At 64.9% G+C, this 18,517-nt stretch carries 13 protein-coding genes; 8 read left to right on the forward strand and 5 right to left on the reverse strand.

Going from position 1 to position 18,517, the window contains the following annotated elements; genetic code table 11:
- Positions 1-11: 11 nt before the first annotated feature.
- Together PDMSB3_RS05585 and PDMSB3_RS05590 are read right to left on the reverse strand one after the other, a co-directional pair.
- Positions 12-1,289, reverse strand: a complete 1,278-nt coding sequence (locus PDMSB3_RS05585) for a polyhydroxyalkanoate depolymerase (RefSeq protein ID WP_007175704.1) — start codon at positions 1,287-1,289, stop codon at positions 12-14.
- 179 nt (positions 1,290-1,468) lie between these two features.
- Positions 1,469-3,349 (reverse strand): glycoside hydrolase family 15 protein, encoded by a 1,881-nt coding sequence (locus PDMSB3_RS05590; RefSeq protein WP_165185350.1) that lies wholly within the window; start codon positions 3,347-3,349, stop codon positions 1,469-1,471.
- Between the two features lie 230 nt (positions 3,350-3,579).
- Between PDMSB3_RS05590 and PDMSB3_RS05595 the strand changes: the two genes are divergently transcribed.
- The gene (locus PDMSB3_RS05595) at positions 3,580-3,825 is read left to right on the forward strand and encodes a hypothetical protein (RefSeq protein WP_007175702.1); all 246 of its coding nucleotides are present in this window, start codon (positions 3,580-3,582) and stop codon (positions 3,823-3,825) included.
- Between the two features lie 268 nt (positions 3,826-4,093).
- Here PDMSB3_RS05595 and PDMSB3_RS05600 read toward each other — a convergent pair whose 3' ends face one another.
- Positions 4,094-4,246, reverse strand: a complete 153-nt coding sequence (locus PDMSB3_RS05600; RefSeq protein WP_007175701.1) for a DUF3096 domain-containing protein — start codon at positions 4,244-4,246, stop codon at positions 4,094-4,096.
- A gap of 232 nt (positions 4,247-4,478) precedes the next feature.
- On the opposite strand from PDMSB3_RS05600, the gene PDMSB3_RS05605 reads away from it, so the two are divergent.
- Positions 4,479-5,771 (forward strand): lactonase family protein, encoded by a 1,293-nt coding sequence (locus tag PDMSB3_RS05605; protein ID WP_165185351.1) that lies wholly within the window; start codon positions 4,479-4,481, stop codon positions 5,769-5,771.
- A gap of 119 nt (positions 5,772-5,890) precedes the next feature.
- On the opposite strand, the gene PDMSB3_RS37645 is transcribed toward PDMSB3_RS05605, so the two are convergent.
- Positions 5,891-10,078, reverse strand: coding sequence for a DNA translocase FtsK (locus PDMSB3_RS37645; protein ID WP_007175699.1), 4,188 nt, complete (start codon positions 10,076-10,078; stop codon positions 5,891-5,893).
- A gap of 272 nt (positions 10,079-10,350) precedes the next feature.
- Complete coding sequence (locus PDMSB3_RS05625) at positions 10,351-10,890, reverse strand: META domain-containing protein (RefSeq protein ID WP_007175698.1); 540 nt, start codon at positions 10,888-10,890, stop codon at positions 10,351-10,353.
- A 255-nt stretch (positions 10,891-11,145) separates the two neighbouring features.
- Between PDMSB3_RS05625 and purT the strand changes: the two genes are divergently transcribed.
- The 6 genes from purT to PDMSB3_RS05655 all read left to right on the forward strand — a co-directional run bounded on the left by purT (position 11,146) and on the right by PDMSB3_RS05655 (position 18,456).
- Positions 11,146-12,360 carry a formate-dependent phosphoribosylglycinamide formyltransferase gene (gene purT / locus PDMSB3_RS05630; protein ID WP_007175697.1) on the forward strand — a complete coding sequence of 405 codons (1,215 nt, stop codon included), beginning with the start codon at positions 11,146-11,148 and terminating at the stop codon, positions 12,358-12,360.
- Positions 12,361-12,510: 150 nt separating this feature from the next.
- Complete coding sequence (locus PDMSB3_RS05635) at positions 12,511-12,723, forward strand: DUF6726 family protein (protein WP_007175696.1); 213 nt, start codon at positions 12,511-12,513, stop codon at positions 12,721-12,723.
- 90 nt (positions 12,724-12,813) lie between these two features.
- On the forward strand, positions 12,814-13,182 hold the full coding sequence (locus tag PDMSB3_RS05640; protein WP_007175695.1) for an MliC family protein: 369 nt from the start codon (positions 12,814-12,816) through the stop codon (positions 13,180-13,182).
- Positions 13,183-13,437: 255 nt separating this feature from the next.
- Positions 13,438-15,090 (forward strand): acetolactate synthase large subunit, encoded by a 1,653-nt coding sequence (locus PDMSB3_RS05645; protein ID WP_007175694.1) that lies wholly within the window; start codon positions 13,438-13,440, stop codon positions 15,088-15,090.
- A gap of 100 nt (positions 15,091-15,190) precedes the next feature.
- Entirely contained in the window at positions 15,191-16,627 is a 1,437-nt protein-coding gene (locus PDMSB3_RS05650; protein ID WP_007175693.1) for an aldehyde dehydrogenase family protein, read from the forward strand.
- 353 nt (positions 16,628-16,980) lie between these two features.
- A complete protein-coding gene (locus PDMSB3_RS05655) occupies positions 16,981-18,456 on the forward strand; it encodes a DEAD/DEAH box helicase (RefSeq protein WP_007175692.1) in 1,476 nt (491 codons plus the stop codon).
- Positions 18,457-18,517: the final 61 nt, after the last annotated feature.

The raw sequence follows: 18,517 nt of genomic DNA on the forward strand, positions 1-18,517 counted from the left end.
GTGCGCGGCGCTCAGGCTTCGACTTTTTCCTTCACAACCTTCGGCGCCTTGTTGTGCTCGAGGATGAAGTCGCGCAACTGCGGATAGATGATGGTGCGCCAGCGGCGTCCCGAGAAAATGCCGTAGTGCCCGCACTTTTCCGCCGTGAAGTGACGCTTGTCTTTCTCCGGAATGCCTGTGCACAGTTCGTGCGCGGCATAGGTCTGGCCGTCGCCGGAGATGTCGTCCAGCTCGCCTTCGATCGTGAAGAGCGCGGTCTTCGAGATGTCCTGCGGCTTCACCCGTTCGCCGGCGACGTCCCACGTGCCGTCGGCCAGGCGGAATTCCTGGAACACGACGCGGATCGTGTCGAGATAGTAGTCCGCGTCCATGTCGAGCACCGCGTTGTATTCGTCGTAGAAGCGGCGGTGCGCTTCCGCGTCGTCTTCGTCGCCGCGCAGCAGGCTCTGGTAGAAATCCCAGTGCGACGCCGCGTGACGTTCCGGATTCATTGCCACAAAACCGGTGTGTTGCAGAAAGCCCGGGTAAACCTTGCGGCCTACACCCGGATAGTTCGGCGGCACCGTGAAGATCACGTTGTTCTCGAACCACTCGTACGAATGCTGCGTGGCGAGCGAGTTGACCGAAGTCGGGCTCTTGCGCGCGTCGATCGGGCCGCCCATCATCGTCATGGTGCGCGGCGTGTCTTCGCCGCGGCTCGCCAGCAGCGAAATGGCGGCGAGCACGGGCACGGTGGGCTGGCACACCGAGATCACGTGCAGATTCTTCGCGCCGATGTGGCGGATGAATTCCTGAATGTAGGCGACGTAATCGTCCAGATGAAACTCGCCGGCTTCGAGCGGCACCATGCGTGCGTCGATCCAGTCGGTCAGGTAGACCTTGTGGTCTTGCAGCAACGTGCGCACTGTGTCGCGCAGCAGCGTGGCGTGGTGTCCCGACAACGGTGCGCACACCAGCACGATCGGCTCATCTTTCAATTGGGTAACAGCGTCGCTGTCGTCTGCGAAACGCTTGAAGCGCATCAGGCGGCAAAACGGCTTCTCGATGATCGTCTGTTCGATGATCGGGATGTTGTGACCGTCTTTGACAATCTGATGAAGATTGAACTCAGGCTTTTCGTAATCTTTACCCAGCCGGTAGAGCAGTTCGTAACCGGCTGAAAGGCGCGTGGCGCCCGGCACATAGGCCAGGGGGCTAGCGGGATTCGCGAAAGATTTGGAGGCGGCCTGGGCCCAGGCGGTGAGGGGGCTCAACATAGCCCGCTGGAATTCGTGCAGTTGGTAGAGCATAGGTGCTCCGTTTAAGCGGTTCGCATGGGGCTTCGCAAACACGCGCATGGCGTTGCGGCAGGCCAAATTGGTTGTGGGCACATTGTTTTTCGGCCGACAGTCTGATCGATCATATCGAACTAAGCGTACTTGTGCAATGCAGCAATTTGCGCGCGGCTCGCACGCAAACTGTCATTAAATCATGCTACTGGCGATGTTGCCGCGCCGCTATCCGGGGTTGCCGCAGCATCAAGTTCGGTGGATCCGGTGCCGTTATGGGGCGGTTGCCCGGCCACCTGCGCCATCGCCTGTTCGTGTTTCATCAGGTTCAGGCCGGTGTGCACGAGGGCCACGTGCGAAAACGCCTGCGGAAAATTGCCGACCAGGCGCTTCGCACCCGGATCGTATTCTTCCGCGAGCAAACCGACGTCGTTGCATAGCGCGAGCAGCTGTTCGTACATCGCGATTGCTTCGTCGAGGCGGCCTTGCAGCGCCAGGTTGTCCACCATCCAGAACGAACACGCGAGAAACGTGCCTTCCCCCGGCGGCAGGCCGTCGTCGTATTCGGTGGTGCGGTAGCGCATCACGAACCCGTCGCGCATCAGATCCCTCTCGATTGCCGCCACCGTGCCTTTCACGCGCGGATCGCGCGGCGGCAGGAATCCCACCAGCGGCATCAACAGCACGCTCGCGTCGAGCTGGTCGGTGCCGTAGCACTGCGAGAACGCGTTGAGCTCGGGATTCCACGCCTTTTCGCAGACTTCCGCGTGGATTTGCGCGCGGGTGGCGCGCCATTCGTCGAGCGGGCCGTCGAGCTTGAACATTTCCGCCGACCTGATCGCGCGGTCGTAGGCGACCCACGCCATTACCTTCGAGAAGGTGAAGTGCTGACGGCCGCCGCGCGTTTCCCAGATGCCTTCGTCGGGTTCCCGCCAGATCGTGTCGAGATGGGAGAGGAGCGCGCGCTGGACGTTCCACGCGGTGTCGTCCGCCTGCAGGCCGCCTACCCGCGCGAGATGCAGCGCATTCATCACTTCGCCGTAGACGTCGAGCTGGCGTTGGCCGACCGCGTTATTGCCGACGCGCACCGGTTTCGCGTCCTGATACCCCGGCAGCCAGTCGAGTTCGAATTCGGGCAAGCGCCGCTCGCCCGCGATGCCGTACATGATCTGCAACTGATCGGGCGCGCCGGCCATCACGCGGCCGAGCCAGGAGCGCCACGCGCGCGCTTCGTCGTAGTAGCCGCCGCGCATCATCGCGAGCAGGGTGATCGTGGCGTCGCGCAGCCAGCAGTAGCGGTAATCCCAGTTGCGGGTGCCGCCGAGCTGTTCCGGCAGCGAGGTCGTGGGCGCGGCGACGATGCCGCCGGTCGGCTCGTAGGCAAGTGCCTTGAGCGTGATCAGCGAACGGCGGATCGGCTCCGCCCAGCGTCCTTCCACCGTGCCGCGCGCCGACCATTCGAGCCAGTAATTCTCGGTGCGCGCCAGCGACGTGTGCGGGTCGCGCGCCGGCGGAATGCGCAGATGCGAGGGCGAATAGGCCAGCGAAAACGGCACCCGCTCGCCCTCGCTGACGGTGAACTCCGCGATCGTCTTCATGTCCTCGCCACGCAACTGGACCGGTGTGCGCAATACGGCAGTGTCCGGTCCGACGATCGCCTTGATGCCGCTGTCGTGCTTGAGGCGGTCAACCCAGGGAATCGAGAAGCCATAATCGAAGCGCAGCACCAGTTCCATCTTCATGCGCACCGTGCCGCGTTTGCCGACCACAACCCGCACCAGTTCCGACCAGCCGTTGCCCGGCGGCATGAAGTCGATCAGCGTGACGGCGCCCTCGGGCGTTTCGAAATGGGTTTCGAGGATCAGCGTTTCGCCCCGGTAATTGCGGGTGACGGTCGGCGGCGTGTCCGAGACGGGCGAGATCAGCCAGCGGCCGTTGTCGGGCGTGCCGAGCAGGGCGGCGAAGCAGGCGCCGGAGTCGAAGCGCGGCCAGCAGAGCCAGTCGATGGAGCCCTCGCGGGAGATGAGCGCGGCCGTGTGGCCGTCGCCGACGAGCGCATAGTCTTCGATGTGTGCGGGCATGGGGAGCGAGTCAGAGTGGCGCGCGGCGAGGTGCGCCGCGCGTGGTTTCGTTGTTTCTACCGGACTCGCGCAATGCGCTTTGGTTCACCACGCAATGCCGCGAAACGCGAGTTGGTAATCTGTCAAACCAATGCCTACAATCAGATTTCAAGCCGACGCCCGGAGCTTTCCGGATGATGGACCGGCCCCGCCCATGGCGTGTACCCACGCCGTTTCCGAGGACCAAAGCTATGCTGAACCCGTCGAAATCCGATTGCATCACGATTCTCTCGGCCGCCAGCGAACTTGCCGACGATTCGATGTTGCCGCTCGATCACGGCCGTCTGGGCCTGAGCCGCAACGGCATGCTGGCCGCCGCCGCCTTTCTGGTCGAACGGGCTTGCTTCCGGCGTTATCAGGAAGGCGAGGGCAATTATGCCGTGGGTGCACTGTCGTTGCAGGGGCGGCTGCGGCTCGACCAGCTTTCGAACGGCTGACCAGCGGCGCTTCGCGCTCGCAGCGTGGTTGTCCAATGGTTGCCGGACGATTGCCGCAGCGCACCGACCGCCAACCGACTTCTTGCCTGCGGCGAGGGTGCACCGCTTCGCCGCGCCACCACGTTTTATCGCCTGCTTCGACTTCACGGCCAACGGCGTGCGTGACGCTTCGTCACGCCTCGTGTCCGGCCGCGGTTCAGGATGGCGCCGGGCCGCTACCGCGCCCGGCCGTGTGTCCCATGCTGCCTGAACCAAGTGCCGCCGGCCCTCAGAAGTGCGACGACCCCACGCCGAAGATCCCGATGATGCCGATGATGATCAGATAGAGCGCGACGATGTAGTTCAACAGGCGCGGCATGACGAGAATCAGAATACCGGCGATCAACGAAACCAGCGGGCCCAGACTGAGTGTGACGTTCATGAAGACTCCGTGAGTGAGACGCGATTGAAAAAATGCCCTGTCAGGCGGGACGATTGCTACCGCATGCTGCGCAGTGCCTGCTCGCCGGATACCTGCAGACGGGATTCGCGGCATGATCCGACACAACGCTTTTATACTTCTTTCGATAACAACAACGCTCGACCGATTGCGCGGCAGACCAGCGACACCCTTATAACCGGTTCAACCAGATAACGAATGAGGAGGAGGTCATATGCTTCGTCGTCACCGGGCCGCGATGCGTGCCGTTGCGAGTTCTCAACTGCTTTCTGCTGATTGCACTTCAATGCGCGCGGGGCAGGCTGCTCCATTACGCTCCGCCCGCTCGATAATAAAAGGTTTCGTGCTCATGGTCTCGATTGTTGCTTCGCATGCGTTTGCGCAAGATTCCGGCCCGGTCCCCGCCGACGGCGTCTATGACATGCTGGTCGGCACTTATACCGGAGGCAAGAGCGAAGGCTTGTACGTCTATCGCTTCGACACGAAGACCGGCGAAGCGACGCGGGTATCGGTCGCGCAGACGGTCAACCCGTCGTATCTCGTGGTGAGCCGCGACCGGCGCTTCGTCTATGCCGTCAACGAATTGCCCGGCGACAACGGGCCGGCCTCGCAGCGCGGCGGCATCAGCGCGTTTCGTTTCGACGCCGCGAGCGGCCAGTTGAGCTTCCTCAACAAGGTGTCGGCGGATGGCAATGATCCTTGCTATCTGAGCCTGTCGCCGGACGGCAAATATCTGCTGAGCGCAAACTACTCGGTGGCGGCCGACCCGGGCGGCAGCTTTGCGGTGTTCCCGTTGCAGGCCGACGGCCAGGTCGGCGCGTCGGTACTCACGGTGCATCACGAGGGCGGTGGTCCGGTGAAGGGCCGCCAGGACAATTCGCATGTTCACTCCACGGTGTTCTCGCCGGACGGCCGCTACCTGTTCGCGCAGGATCTCGGCGCGGACAAACTGTACTCGTACCGCTACACGCCCGATGGCAGCCGCGGCCTGTTCGGCCCGACCGACTGGCGCTACACCCAGGAGAAAGCCGGCACGGGTCCGCGCCACCTGGTGTTCGGCGCGGACGGCAAGCACGCCTATCTGACGAGCGAACTGGCCGGCACCGTCAGCACGTTCAATTACAACGACGGCAAGCTCACGCAGGTGCAGACGCTTTCGCTGACCGAACCCGGTTTCAAGGGCGCGGTGGGCGGCTCGGCGATCCACCTGTCGCCGGATGGGCGCTTTCTGTACGCCTCCAATCGCGGCGACGCGAACGACATCGTGATCTTTTCGGTCGACCCTGCCAACGGACATCTCAAGAAGATCGGGCATCAATCGAGCCTCGGCAAATCGCCGCGCGAATTCGCGATCGACCCGACCGGCAACTGGCTGATCGTCGGCAACCAGAACAGCGACACCGTGTATGTGTTCAGGCGCGACCAGCAGAGCGGTCTGCTCGAAGCGAATCCGAAGCGGATCGAGATCGGCTCGCCGGTGGATTTCAAGCTGGTCTCGCCGTCGTAAGCGACGACGAAACGTGCGATGTGACCGCGCGCGCGGGATGAAAAAACGGGCCGCTTGAACAACAGGCGGCCCATTTTTCTGCGGCGGGTTTTACGCGGGCGATGGCTCTCGATAGCCGCTTATTCCGCCGGCCCGGGCGCCAGCACTTCGCGGCTGCCGTTGATGCCCATCGCGGATACGAGACCCGCGGTTTCCATCTGCTCGACGAGACGCGCCGCGCGGTTGTAACCGATGCGCAACTGCCGCTGCACCGACGAGATCGACGCGCGCCGCGTGCGCACCACGAAGGCGACGGCTTCGTCGTAGAGCGGATCGGCTTCCGCGTCCGGCGCTTCGCCGAACAGATCCTGCGCCGCGCCGCCTTCGGTGGCCGGGCCGTCCAGAATGCCTTCCTCGTACTGCGGCTCGCCGAACTGCTTCAGATACTCGACGATCCGATGCACTTCCTCGTCGGCGACGAACGCGCCGTGCACCCGTTGCGGATAGCCCGTGCCGGGCGGCAGGAACAGCATGTCGCCCTGGCCGAGCAGCGACTCGGCGCCCATCTGATCGAGAATCGTGCGCGAGTCGATCTTCGACGACACCTGGAACGCCACGCGCGTCGGAATGTTCGCCTTGATGAGGCCGGTGATCACGTCCACCGAAGGACGCTGCGTCGCCAGAATCAGGTGGATGCCGGCAGCGCGCGCCTTCTGCGCAAGCCGTGCGATCAGCTCTTCGATCTTCTTGCCGGCCACCATCATCAGGTCGGCCAGTTCGTCGATCACGACCACGATCAGCGGCAGCGGCGCGAGCGGCTCGGGCGCTTCAGGCGTCAGCGAGAACGGATTGCCGAGCTTCTTGCCCTTGGCTTCGGTGTCGCGGATTTTCTGGTTGAAGCCGGCCAGATTGCGCACGCCGACCGCCGACATCAGGCGGTAGCGTTTTTCCATTTCGCCGACACACCAGTTCAGCGCGTTGGCGGCCAGCTTCATGTCGGTGACGACCGGCGCGAGCAGATGCGGAATGCCCTCGTAGACCGAGAGCTCCAGCATCTTCGGATCGATCATGATGAGGCGCACTTCTTCGGGCGTCGCCTTGTAGAGCAGCGAGCAGATCATCGCGTTGATCGCCACCGACTTGCCCGAACCGGTCGTGCCGGCGACCAGCATGTGCGGCGCCTTGGCCAGATCGGCGACCACCGGATGGCCGGTAATGTCCTTGCCCATGGCGAGCGTCAGTTGCGAATGCGAATTCTGATAGACGCTCGCTTCGAGAATTTCGGATAGGCGGATCGTCTGACGCTTGGCGTTCGGCAACTCGAGGCCCATGCAGGTCTTGCCGGGAATCGTCTCGACCACGCGGATGGATGTCAGGCCGAGGCCGCGCGACAGATCCTTCATCAGACCGACGATCTGGCTGCCGCGCACGCCGAGCGCCGGCTCGACTTCGAAGCGCGTGATGACCGGGCCGGCCGACGCGCCGACGACCGTGACCGGCACCTTGAATTCCTGCAGACGTTGTTCGATCAGCAGGCCGGTTTCGATCAGCTTTTCTTCGGAGACCGGTTGGACGTCGATGTCCGCGGGCGCGAGCAGATCGAGCGTGGGCAGTTCGACCATCGACGCCGCGGGCGCGCGGAATTCGAAGCCGTTGGCGGGGCTGTGGCCGCGCAGCGGCGGACGTTGGACGGCGGGTTCGACGGGTTCCGTGGATGCGGTTGCGGGACCGTTCGGTGCGGCCGGGGGTGTTGCGGCGAGCGGGACTGCGGTGAGCGGTGCCGATGCTGCCGGTGAGATCGCGGTTTCGTTGGGAAGGTCTTCTACGGCGACCGGTTCGTCGGCGACGACATCGGACGCGAGGGGCGCGGCGTGAAACGCAAAGCCCGGAAAGCGAACCACGTTCGATGCGTGCTGCGCGATGTCGGGCGGTGCAGCGGTGGTTGTGTTTGCCGCGGGCGGAGTGGTGGACGAGTCCGACGCGTGCGGCACGATGTCTCGCGGCGGCACTGCGGTCGCCGCGGTCGCTGTGTTTGCAGCTTGCGCACCGGTTAGCAAGCCCGATGCTTCGGATGCGTCCGGCAGGGCAGGGGAGTCCACCGTTTCCGTTTCGACCTGTACTGCGGATTCGTCCGGTTGCGCGACGCCCGGCGAAGGCGTGACGTCGTGCGTGTGGACAACTGCACTCGACGCAGCGACGCTGCCGACAGCCGGCCCGCTCAACGACGAAGGCGCATGTTGCGGCAAGACGGCATCAAGCTCGGCTTCCCAAGGCACAAGTGTTTTATCGATCACGACTTCCGCGACCGGCGCAGGCGCAGCGGCTTGCGGCTCGATAACCGATGCGGTTTCTTTCACCTGTTCGGCGATCGCAGAAGCAGTCGGCGCCTCGGTAATCTTCGGCGCGATGACTTCCAATTGATCCGCCGGCTGGCTGAGCGTCGGCGCGACTTCGGCGCCCAGGCTTGCGTGGCTGTCGGCGAGAGGTGTCGACTGCACGGAATCGTCTTCGAACGGCGATGCATCCGGGTCTGCTTCGCTTGCGTGCAACTGCGCCGCGAAGATCTGGAACGGCGTAGGCGTCGCGACCGGTGGCACATACTGCGATGCAGGTGCAGGCTCCACTACCGGTGCCGCCGTCAACGGCGGCCGAATGATCGGCGGCTCGATCGGCCATTGCACGGCGGGCTCGTGGCCAGCCTCCAGCGGTGCATCCAACGAGGCTTCCATCCGCGGCGAATCGACCGGCGTCTTTACCGGGCTTCCGGCCCACCCACTTTCGACAACTTTCCCCGAAGACACCGGCGCATCCAGCGTCAAAGGCGTTTCAACCGCGTCCGTTCGCGGCACATCCACCCTCGATTGCAGTCCCTCGAAAGATGGCACGTCGTCGGGTGCGCTCGCGACCTTCGCGGTCTCCGCGCCGCTGCTGCGCGCGAGACTGACCCCGGCAAGGTCGGTCCAGCGGGCGGCGTTTTCCGCGATGCTGCGCAGCGTCTCCTGCACACTGGCGGGTGGCGCTTCTTTCTGTGTCGTGGGCATCGGCCGCGTGTAACTGGGCGGCTGACGTGTTGCCTGCGTCGGCGTGACGTCGCTCGAATGCGAGGCGGGCGAGAAAGCTTGCAGAGGCGCCGCCGTGCGATTGACGGAAGACACCGGGGCGGTCGTGCCTTTGGCGGTCGTCGACGGACGGCCCGCGCCGGTCGTGTTCCCCGTAGCACCCGTAGCCGTGTGCGAGGCCGCGCCCGGCACGGCACGCGCCGTTGCCGTGGTGTGATTAGCTGGTGCTGCACGAGCTACTTGCGCTGTCTTAACCGCCGTAGCTGCTCCCGCAGCACCCGCGGCGCTCGCAGTACTCGCCGCGCCCGCAGCACGCGCAACACCCGCAACAGCGAAGCCCGCGCCTGAAGCCAGTCCCGCAGCGCCCCCCGACGATCCCACCGGCCGCTGCTCGCCTGCCGAACGACGTCCAACCTGCAATGCGCTGTCGCGAGCCGCGGCGCCGGATACACCCGATCCCGCCATCGAACCCGCTGCCGGCGCAGCCGCGCGCGGCCCGGCGTCGCGCAGCCAGCCAGCCGGCGCGACCGGCTCGGCCGGCATCCACGCAGCTTTGTCCGCGTTAAGTGGTTGCGTTTGCATCGGTACATGCCGCGGCGGTGTCGTCGCGGCGCCAGTGCGCAGCACCGGCTCGGCCTGCGTCGCCTGGCTGCGCGGCGTTGCCGCCCCAGTGCGCCAGCTCGCGCCTGCACCACGCGCCGCCGCGTCCTTGCCCGCGGCTGCCGCCGCAGCGCCCGACGCCGCGTCGCGTCCGCGTGCCGGCGGCCGCCAGACCGTGGGCCGCGCATAACGTCCGTTGGTTTTGGGTGCCATCGTATTGGTGGACGGTGAAACGTGCGACGGCAAACCGTCGTCGGCGCTGCGATGACGGCGCGCTTCCTCGTCGCGTTTGGCGAGGCTGCGCGATAGGCCGAGGCCGAACGCGCCGTCGGCCCATGCAGCAAAATCGCGCCAGCGGAAATCGAGCAGCCAGGGCAGGCTGACGAGCAGCAGCGCGAGCGCCGCCAGCGGCGTGCCGATATGCCCGAGCAGACGGCCGAAACCCGCGGCCAGCGCATGGCCGAAGCCATTCACGCCGGCCACATCGATCAGCGACGCCTCGAGCGTGCAGCTCGCCACCAGCACGCAGACGAAGCCGAGCCAGAGCCGGATCGTGCCGGGCCCGCGCAGACCCGCGCCGCCCGGCAGCGCCGACTTCACGAGACGCCACAAAAGAGGAATGAACCAGACGGCCGACCCGCCGAACCAGCCGAAAACTACCGTGTGCATACTAGACATCAACGAATGACGGACGCGCGCAAACGCGGTCTGTCGGGTTTAAACCGGCGAAGCCCGATGCTTCGAAGGCAGACGCAAGTATGCTTGCGTCCAGCTGGAAAGCAGACCGGCGTGCGGTCCGCCGTCGGTGAAATACAACGGCTGTCGGGACCGCCTTCACCTGTCATGCGGACCGTCCCGAGCGCGGCGCGCGCCGCAGGCAGGTTCGCCCATCAGCGCGCTTTGCCACCGGGCGGGCGATCCGCGTGCTGCTCATTTCGTCCTCATTGGGTGCTGCGGTCGAAGGTCAGCGTGTCGCCGTTGTCGAGCACCAGTTGCATCTGCTGCGGCGCGCGCATCTGCACGCCGGTGCGATCGATGTGCGTGAGCGCGTTCAGATACGCGCCTTCGATCTGCCCGCCCGGCGTCATGCACGCCATGCGCGTGCCGCCCAGCGTGCCGAAGCTCAGCTGGCCGTCTTTTAGCGCATACGAGCCCATGTAGCGGTTGCAGCCGGAAAAGCCGCTGGCGTGCCGTTGACCGGTCGAGGTGGAAAGCGTGAGCGTGATCGGCGCGCCCTGGTCGGCGGACGGGATCGCGCGCGCCGTGCCGTCCGCCTGTTTCCACGCGCTCAGCACCCAGCTGGTGTCGTCGAGCAGTTGGGTGGCGGCGGGATTGAATGGATCGGGCGCGACGGCTTCCGAGTCGGGGTGTTTCGGGATCGCGCAGGCGCTCAACAGCGCGGCGACGCTCAACGCGGCGAGGGCAGTGCGCAGATACGGGGTGAAGCGCGCAACACGTCGCGCGGAGGAGCTTTGGAGCATGGCGTCGTTCCTCTTCAAACTGGCGAAGGCGTAAGGGTAACGCACTAAGCTCGCCGCACGCGAGAGCATTGGCGTGCCACGCGCTTATTCAGGCCGCGGCGCGTTGTGCGTCGCAGTTGTGTGCAATCGTGCGCCGCCGTCGCCCTGCACGCGCGGATCGGGACGCGTCCTCGCGCAAGGTGCGGCGAGGGGTCCGCATGTTAACATCGTGTTCTACCCAATCCCACCCTCATCCGACTTTTATCTGGAGACCCCATGCAGATCGGCCAACGGATCGGCACGCCCCTTTCTGAATCCGCCACGCGTGTCATGCTGCTCGGCGCCGGCGAGCTCGGCAAGGAGGTGATCATCGCGCTGCAGCGGCTGGGCGTCGAAGTGATCGCCGTCGACCGTTACCCGAATGCGCCGGGCCACCAGGTGGCGCACCGCGCGCATGTGATCGACATGACCAATCGCGCCGCGTTGCGCGCGCTGGTCGAACAGGAGCGCCCGCATCTGATCGTCCCCGAGATCGAGGCGATCGCGACGGACGAACTCGCCGCCATAGAAAGCGCCGGTCTCGCCGAAGTGATCCCGACCGCGCGCGCCACGCAGCTCACCATGAACCGCGAAGGCATCCGCCGTCTCGCCGCTGAGGAACTCGGCCTGCCGACCTCGCCGTACGCGTTCGCCGATTCGCTCGACGAACTGCGCGCGGGCATCGCCAAAGTCGGCTATCCGTGCGTGGTGAAGCCGGTCATGTCGTCATCGGGCAAGGGCCAGTCGGTGCTGCGCAGCGACGCCGACGTCGAACCCGCATGGCAATACGCGATGGCCGGAGGCCGCGTGAATCACGGCCGTGTGATCGTCGAAGGCTTTATCGACTTCGAATACGAAATCACCCAGTTGACCGTGCGCGCCATCAACCCGGCGAGCGGCGAAGTCAGCACGTATTTCTGCGACCCGATCGGCCACGTGCAGGTAGCGGGCGACTATGTCGAATCGTGGCAGCCGCAGCCCATGAGCCCGCTCGCGCTGGAACGTTCGCGTGAAGTGGCGCACAAGGTGACGGCCGCGCTCGGCGGGCGCGGCCTGTTCGGCGTGGAACTTTTCGTGCGCGGCGATGACGTATGGTTTTCGGAAGTGAGTCCGCGCCCGCACGACACGGGTCTCGTCACGCTGTGCTCGCAGCGCTTTTCGGAATTCGAACTGCATGCGCGCGCGATCCTCGGTTTGCCGGTGGATACGTCGCTGCGGGCGCCGGGTGCGTCAGCGGTGATTTACGGCGGGCTCGACGAGGCCGGCATTGCGTTCGAAGGCGTCGCTGCGGCGTTGGCAGTGCCGAACGCGGACCTGCGCCTGTTCGGCAAGCCGGAGAGCTTCGTCAAGCGCCGCATGGGCGTGGCGCTCGCCACCGGCGAGACCACCGACGAAGCCCGCTCGCGCGCGAAGCAGGCCGCGGCGGCGGTGCGGCCGGTGTCGGCGAAATAGGCCGGCGAAATAGGCCGGCGAGACGCACCGGGAAGCGCAGTGACGAACGGCCACGCGTTGCCCGTCCCGCGCGCCCGGCATAATCGCCGCGCGCAATCCGGCTGATTGGACTCGTCGGGCTCATCGAAGCTCATTGAAGTAGAGGTGCGTATGGCGCTGGAAATCCGCAACAACACGCGGCGCGGTTTGGGCGGCCGTCTCGGCGCACTCGGCGTGCTGTTCGCGCTGTGTGCCGGGTTGACGGGATGCGGCCTCGCAGCCGCGCCGTGTCGGGTCGCTTCGGCCGGCCTGAAAATCGTGCCGCTGGTCGGGCACGTGGCCGCCGCGCCGACCGATGCCTGCGCCGACGTGATCGATCCATGATCGATCCGTCGTCCGTCCTGGGCTGCGGCCCGAGGCGCGACATGCCGCGCGCCGTCCGTGTTTGACCGGCAGCAACGATCGAGGCATCTCATGAAGAAATGGCTGGTTGCGGTAATCACGGCGGCGGGTTTTGCGGCGCTATACGGCAGTGCGTGGGCCGCGCCGTTGCAGTTCTCGGAGATTCAGGCCAAAAACCGGCAGACGCACAAATACACCTGTGCGACCGGCAAGATCCTGCAGGTCACTTACTGGAACACGGCGAACGGCCAGAGCTTCGCGCTCGTGCCGGTGAAGGGCAAGCAGATGCTGTTCGTCAACACCCTGTCGGCCTCCGGCGCGAAATATCAGGCCGGCAGCTACACATGGTGGACCAAGGGGCCGCGCGCCGACCTGTATGACGCAATGGACGGCGAAAACGCACCGCCCATGCTGTCGGACTGCGTGACCATCAATCGCTGAGCGCGATGCGGCGGCTCTTTCCACCTGTGCCGCCGCCTGTCTCGTCACGCTTCTGCCGCGCGGCATCGGTCGCCCGCGCACATCATTTCCGTTCGAGTAGTAAGCTGTCGCGCATGGCATTCGCCGCGCGCTCGCGTGATGCCATGCAGCCATGCCGGGCGGCGTCCGCGTGGCTGTCGTCGTCTTCGATCGTCCGTTTCCGGACCCCGGCGCCGGGGTTGCGGCCCGCGTCCGTATCATCAAGCGAGACCCTCAATGAAAGCATCGGACCTGTTCGTCAAATCGCTGGAAGCCGAAGGTGTCGAGTATGTGTTCGGCATTCCCGGTGAAGAAAACCTCGATCTGCTCGAATCGCTGCGCCGCTCGAAAATCCGTCTGATCCTCACGCGCCACGAACAGGCGGCCGGTTTCATGGCCGCCACGTACGGGCGTCTCACCGGCCGCATCGGCGTATGTCTGGCCACCCTCGGCCCGGGCGCGACCAACCTCGTGACCGCCGCGGCGTACGCGCAACTGGGCGGCATGCCGATGCTGATGGTCACCGGGCAAAAGCCGATCAAGTCGAGCAAGCAAGGGCATTTCCAGATCGTCGACGTGGTGCGCATGATGGAGCCGCTCACCAAATACACGCGGCAGATCGTGTCGGTCAGCAATATTCCGGCGGCGGTACGCGAGGCGGCCCGTCAGGCGGAAGAAGAACGGCCCGGCGCCACGCACCTCGAATTGCCTGAAGACGTCGCGCACGAAGAGGGCGATGGCAAGCCGATTCCGAAGAGCTACAGCCGCCGTCCCGTGGCCGAGGAAAAAGCCGTGGCGCGCGCGGTCGAGGCGATCACCAGCGCGAAGCATCCGTTACTGATGATCGGCGCGGGCGGCAATCGCAAGACCACCACGAAGATGCTGCGCGAGTTCGTCGACCAGATCGGCATTCCGTTTTTCACCACGCAGATGGGCAAAGGCGTGATCGACGAATCGCATCCCATGTGGCTGGGCAATGCGACGCTGTCCGACGGCGACTTCGTGCACCGCGCGATCGACCACGCGGACTGCATCATCAACGTCGGTCACGACGTGATCGAGAAGCCGCCGTTTTTCATGCGCAGCGGCGACGCGGGCGAGAAAACGGTGATTCACGTCAACTTCCTCGGTGCGGAAGTCGATACGGTCTACTTCCCGCAGATCGAAGTGGTGGGCGATATCGCCAACGCAGTGTGGCAGCTCAAGGAAAGTCTCAAGCAGCGGCAGGAGCATTGGGACTTCACGCGCTTCAAGGAAATCAAGGAGCACTTCGAGGCGCATCTGGTCAAAGGCCAGCACGACGACCGCTTTCCCATGTACCCGGTGCGGATCGTCAACGACGTGTACGAGACCACGCCGGTGGACGGCATCGTGTGTCTGGACAACGGCATGTACAAGATCTGGTTCGCCCGCTACTACCGCGCGCATGAGCCGAATTCGCTGCTGCTCGACAACGCGCTGGCGTCGATGGGCGCGGGTCTGCCGTCCGCGATCGCGACCAAGATCGTGCACCCGGACCGCAAGGTCATGGCCGTATGCGGCGACGGCGGTTTCATGATGAATTCGCAGGAACTCGAAACGGCGGTGCGGCTGAGGCTGGATCTGGTGATCCTGATCTTGCGCGACGACGCATTCGGCATGATCCGCTGGAAGCAGGAAAACATGAATTTCCCCGACTACGGCATGACGCTGAGCAATCCGGATTTCGTCGCGTATGCGCAGAGTTACGGGGCGAAAGGTCACCGTATCGAAACGGCGGCGGAGTTCGCGCCGTTGCTGCGCGAATGTTTCGCGACACCCGGCGTGCATGTGATCGACCTGCCAATCGACTATTCGGACAACGAGCGCGTGCTGAATCGCGAGATCAAGCGGCTTTCGGCGCAATTGTGAACGGCAGATGAACGGCAGATGAGTGGCAAATGAACGGCCGCGGGGCATGGCCCTTGCTGGCAGTCCTGCTTCTGCAGGCATCGGATCAAGGAGACGTGTCATGTTGCAAAAGACTTACCCGTACTACCTCGCTAACGTTGCGGTGGCCGCCAACACCGATCTCGAAGTCACCGATAAATTCAGCGGCGAAGTCGCCACGCGCGTCGCGATGGCCGACGCCGCCGCGATCGATCAGGCGATCGGCCATGCCGTCGACGCCATGCCGGCCTTGCGCGCTTTCCCGCCGTTCAAGCGCCAGGCGGTGCTCGAACATTGCGTGAAGCGCTTTCGCGAACGCTACGACGAGCTGGCGCTCGCGCTGTGCATTGAAGCCGGCAAGCCGATCAACGACTCGAAAGGCGAGGTCACGCGCCTGATCGATACGTTCAAGGTGGCTGCGGAGGAAGCGGTGCGTATCGACGGGGAGATCGTCAACCTGGAGATTTCGCCGCGCGCCAAGGGTTATCACGGCTACGTGAAGCGGGTGCCGATCGGCCCGTGTTCGTTTATTTCACCGTTCAATTTTCCGCTGAACCTGACTGCGCACAAGGTGGCGCCGGCCATTGCGGCAGGCGTGCCGTTCGTGTTGAAGCCGGCGAGCCGCACGCCGGTCGGCGCGCTCATCATGGGCGAGATTCTTGCGGAAACCGACCTTCCGAAGGGCGCATTCTCGATTCTGCCCGCGCATCGCGACGGCGCCGATCTGTTTACCACCGACGAGCGCTTCAAATTGCTGTCCTTCACCGGCTCGCCCGCGGTGGGCTGGGAATTGAAGAAGAAGGCGGGCAAGAAAAAGGTGATTCTGGAGTTGGGCGGCAACGCGGCTGCGATCGTCGACGGCGATCAGGGCGAGAAGCTCGACTATGTGGTCGACCGGCTCGCGTTCGGCGCGTTCTACCAGTCGGGACAGAGCTGCATCGGCGTGCAGCGGATCCTGGTCCACGCGAAGGTCTATGATGCGTTGCGCGAGAAGCTGATCGCCAGAACGAAGTCGCTGGTGATGGGCGATCCTAAAGACGAAAAGACCTTTGTCGGGCCGATGATCTCGGAATCGGAGTCCAAACGCCTCGCCGGCTGGATGGAAAGCGCGGTGCAGGCGGGCGCGAAAATCGTCGCGGGCGGCAAGGTGGAGGGCGCGATGTTCGAGGCCACGCTGCTCGAAGGCGTGAAGCGCGACACGGATCTGTACCGCAAGGAAGCCTTCGGGCCGGTAGCGATTCTGGAGCGTTTCGACGATTTCGGCGCCGCGCTCGCGACCGTCAACGACAGCGACTTCGGCCTGCAAGCGGGCGTGTTCACGGATTCGCTCGCGCATGCGCACCGCGCGTGGGACGAGCTCGAAGTGGGCGGCGTGGTGATCAACGACGTGCCGTCGTTCCGGGTCGACAACATGCCGTATGGCGGCGTGAAGGATTCCGGGCTGGGGCGTGAAGGCGTGCGCTACGCGATCGAAGACATGACCGAGATGCGCCTGATGGTGATGCGCGAGACGTGGTGAAAGCCGCGGGCAGGCACCGTGTTGTCACGCCACTGGCGTGTCCGCGAACTACGCTGCGAGCGAAGCGCGCCAGTGCCTGCCGGCGGTGTGCGGCGGGTGCGGCGAGGGTCGGCGCCCGGCTTTCGTCGGCGTAAGCAGAAAGCCGGCACAAGCGCCATGAGTGTTTTTGCTGAAGTGCTACAATACCGGCCTTTCCGGCGGGTGTTTCCGCCGGCCGGAGCCGGCCGCATTTTTTCCCCGCAATACTATCGGGTCCGTGCGGAACGCCGTGGCTCCGCCTTCATCACAATGCCCTCTGCGGTTTCGACCGCTGCCGCGCGCACGCGCCAAGCGCATTTTTAGCGAAAGCCACCATGTCCGACACACCCGTCACGCCCAGCACTTCGACTTTTGATCAATTCGGCCTCGCGCCCGACATCCTGAAAGCCGTGAAAGAGTCGGGCTATACCATCCCTACGCCGATCCAGGAGCAGGCAATTCCCGTCGTGCTGGCCGGCCGTGACATGATGGGCGCCGCGCAAACCGGCACCGGCAAGACCGCGAGCTTCTCGCTGCCGATCATCCAGCGCCTGCTGCCGCAGGCGAGCACGAGCGCTTCGCCCGCCCGCCATCCGGTGCGCGCGCTGATCCTCACGCCGACCCGCGAACTGGCCGACCAGGTCGCCGCGAACGTGCAGGCGTATGCGAAGCACACGGCGCTGCGCAGCGCCGTGGTGTTCGGCGGGGTGGATATGAATCCGCAATCCGAGCAACTGCGCCGCGGCGTCGAGATTCTGATCGCCACGCCGGGCCGCCTGCTCGATCATGTGCAGCAGAAAACCGCCAACCTGGGCCAGGTGCAGATTCTCGTGCTCGACGAAGCCGACCGCATGCTCGACATGGGCTTCCTGCCGGATCTGCAGCGCATTCTGAACCTGCTGCCGAAAGAACGTCAGACGCTGCTGTTTTCGGCCACCTTCTCGGGCGAAATCAAGAAGCTCGCCGCCACCTATCTGCGCGACCCGCAGACTATCGAAGTCGCGCGCAGCAACTCGACCGCGACCAACGTAAGGCAGATCGTCTACGAAGTCGCCGAGGGCGACAAGACCGGCGCGGTCGTGCAACTGATTCGCGAACGCGGTCTCAAGCAGGTGATCGTGTTCTGCAACAGCAAGATCGGCGCGAGCCGTCTTGCGCGCAGCCTGGAGCGCGACGGCGTGATCGCGACCGCGATTCACGGCGACCGCTCGCAGAATGAACGGATGCAGGCGCTCGACGCGTTCAAGCGCGGCGAGATCGAAGCGCTGGTGGCGACGGACGTCGCCGCGCGCGGCCTGGATATCGCCGAACTGCCGGCGGTGATCAACTTCGATCTGCCGTTCAACGCGGAAGACTACGTGCACCGGATCGGCCGTACCGGCCGCGCGGGCGCCTCGGGCGATGCGTTGTCGCTATGCAGCCCGAACGAGCGCAAGCAGCTTGCCGATATCGAAAAGCTGATCAAGCGCCCGCTGGAGGTGCAGCGCCTGACGGTGGAAGCGCCGGTGCGGCATCACCATGAAGAGCGCGCGCCGCGGCGCGAGCGTAGCAGCGAGGGGCGCGAAGATCGAGGCGGCCGCCGTCGCACGGGCGCGTCGTCGTCGGGTTCGTTCGACCGGCCGCATCATCATCGCGCGCAGCCTGTGGATGATTTCTTCCTGAAGCCTTATGAGCCGTCGCCTGCCTCGGTTCGCAAGGTCGAGGAGGCCGACGCTGCTTCGGCCGCGCCGCAGAAGCCGGCTTCCAAGCAGCCGTTGGCAGCGCTGTTGGGCGGCTTCGGCATGCCGAGAAAGTCGCCTTCGTCTTCCTGATGGGTGGTGTGTCGGCGCAGCCAGTCTGCGCGACGCACGCCGCGCACGGCGAGATCGCTTT

Source organism: Paraburkholderia dioscoreae, assembly GCF_902459535.1.
Classification (GTDB): domain Bacteria; phylum Pseudomonadota; class Gammaproteobacteria; order Burkholderiales; family Burkholderiaceae; genus Paraburkholderia; species Paraburkholderia dioscoreae.

Bases quoted from the DNA above. Each gene is read 5' to 3' on its own strand.
- PDMSB3_RS05635 (WP_007175696.1), top strand. From the start codon at position 12,511: ATGGCGCTGGAAATCCGCAACAACACGCGGCGCGGTTTGGGCGGCCGT.
- PDMSB3_RS05600 (WP_007175701.1), bottom strand. From the start codon at position 4,246: ATGAACGTCACACTCAGTCTGGGCCCGCTGGTTTCGTTGATCGCCGGT.
- PDMSB3_RS05655 (WP_007175692.1), top strand. From the start codon at position 16,981: ATGTCCGACACACCCGTCACGCCCAGCACTTCGACTTTTGATCAATTC.
- PDMSB3_RS05650 (WP_007175693.1), top strand. From the start codon at position 15,191: ATGTTGCAAAAGACTTACCCGTACTACCTCGCTAACGTTGCGGTGGCC.
- PDMSB3_RS05640 (WP_007175695.1), top strand. From the start codon at position 12,814: ATGAAGAAATGGCTGGTTGCGGTAATCACGGCGGCGGGTTTTGCGGCG.
- PDMSB3_RS05605 (WP_165185351.1), top strand. From the start codon at position 4,479: ATGCTTCGTCGTCACCGGGCCGCGATGCGTGCCGTTGCGAGTTCTCAA.
- PDMSB3_RS05595 (WP_007175702.1), top strand. From the start codon at position 3,580: ATGCTGAACCCGTCGAAATCCGATTGCATCACGATTCTCTCGGCCGCC.
- PDMSB3_RS05645 (WP_007175694.1), top strand. From the start codon at position 13,438: ATGAAAGCATCGGACCTGTTCGTCAAATCGCTGGAAGCCGAAGGTGTC.
- purT (WP_007175697.1), top strand. From the start codon at position 11,146: ATGCAGATCGGCCAACGGATCGGCACGCCCCTTTCTGAATCCGCCACG.
- PDMSB3_RS05625 (WP_007175698.1), bottom strand. From the start codon at position 10,890: ATGCTCCAAAGCTCCTCCGCGCGACGTGTTGCGCGCTTCACCCCGTAT.
- PDMSB3_RS05590 (WP_165185350.1), bottom strand. From the start codon at position 3,349: ATGCCCGCACACATCGAAGACTATGCGCTCGTCGGCGACGGCCACACG.
- PDMSB3_RS05585 (WP_007175704.1), bottom strand. From the start codon at position 1,289: ATGCTCTACCAACTGCACGAATTCCAGCGGGCTATGTTGAGCCCCCTC.
- PDMSB3_RS37645 (WP_007175699.1), bottom strand. From the start codon at position 10,078: ATGCACACGGTAGTTTTCGGCTGGTTCGGCGGGTCGGCCGTCTGGTTC.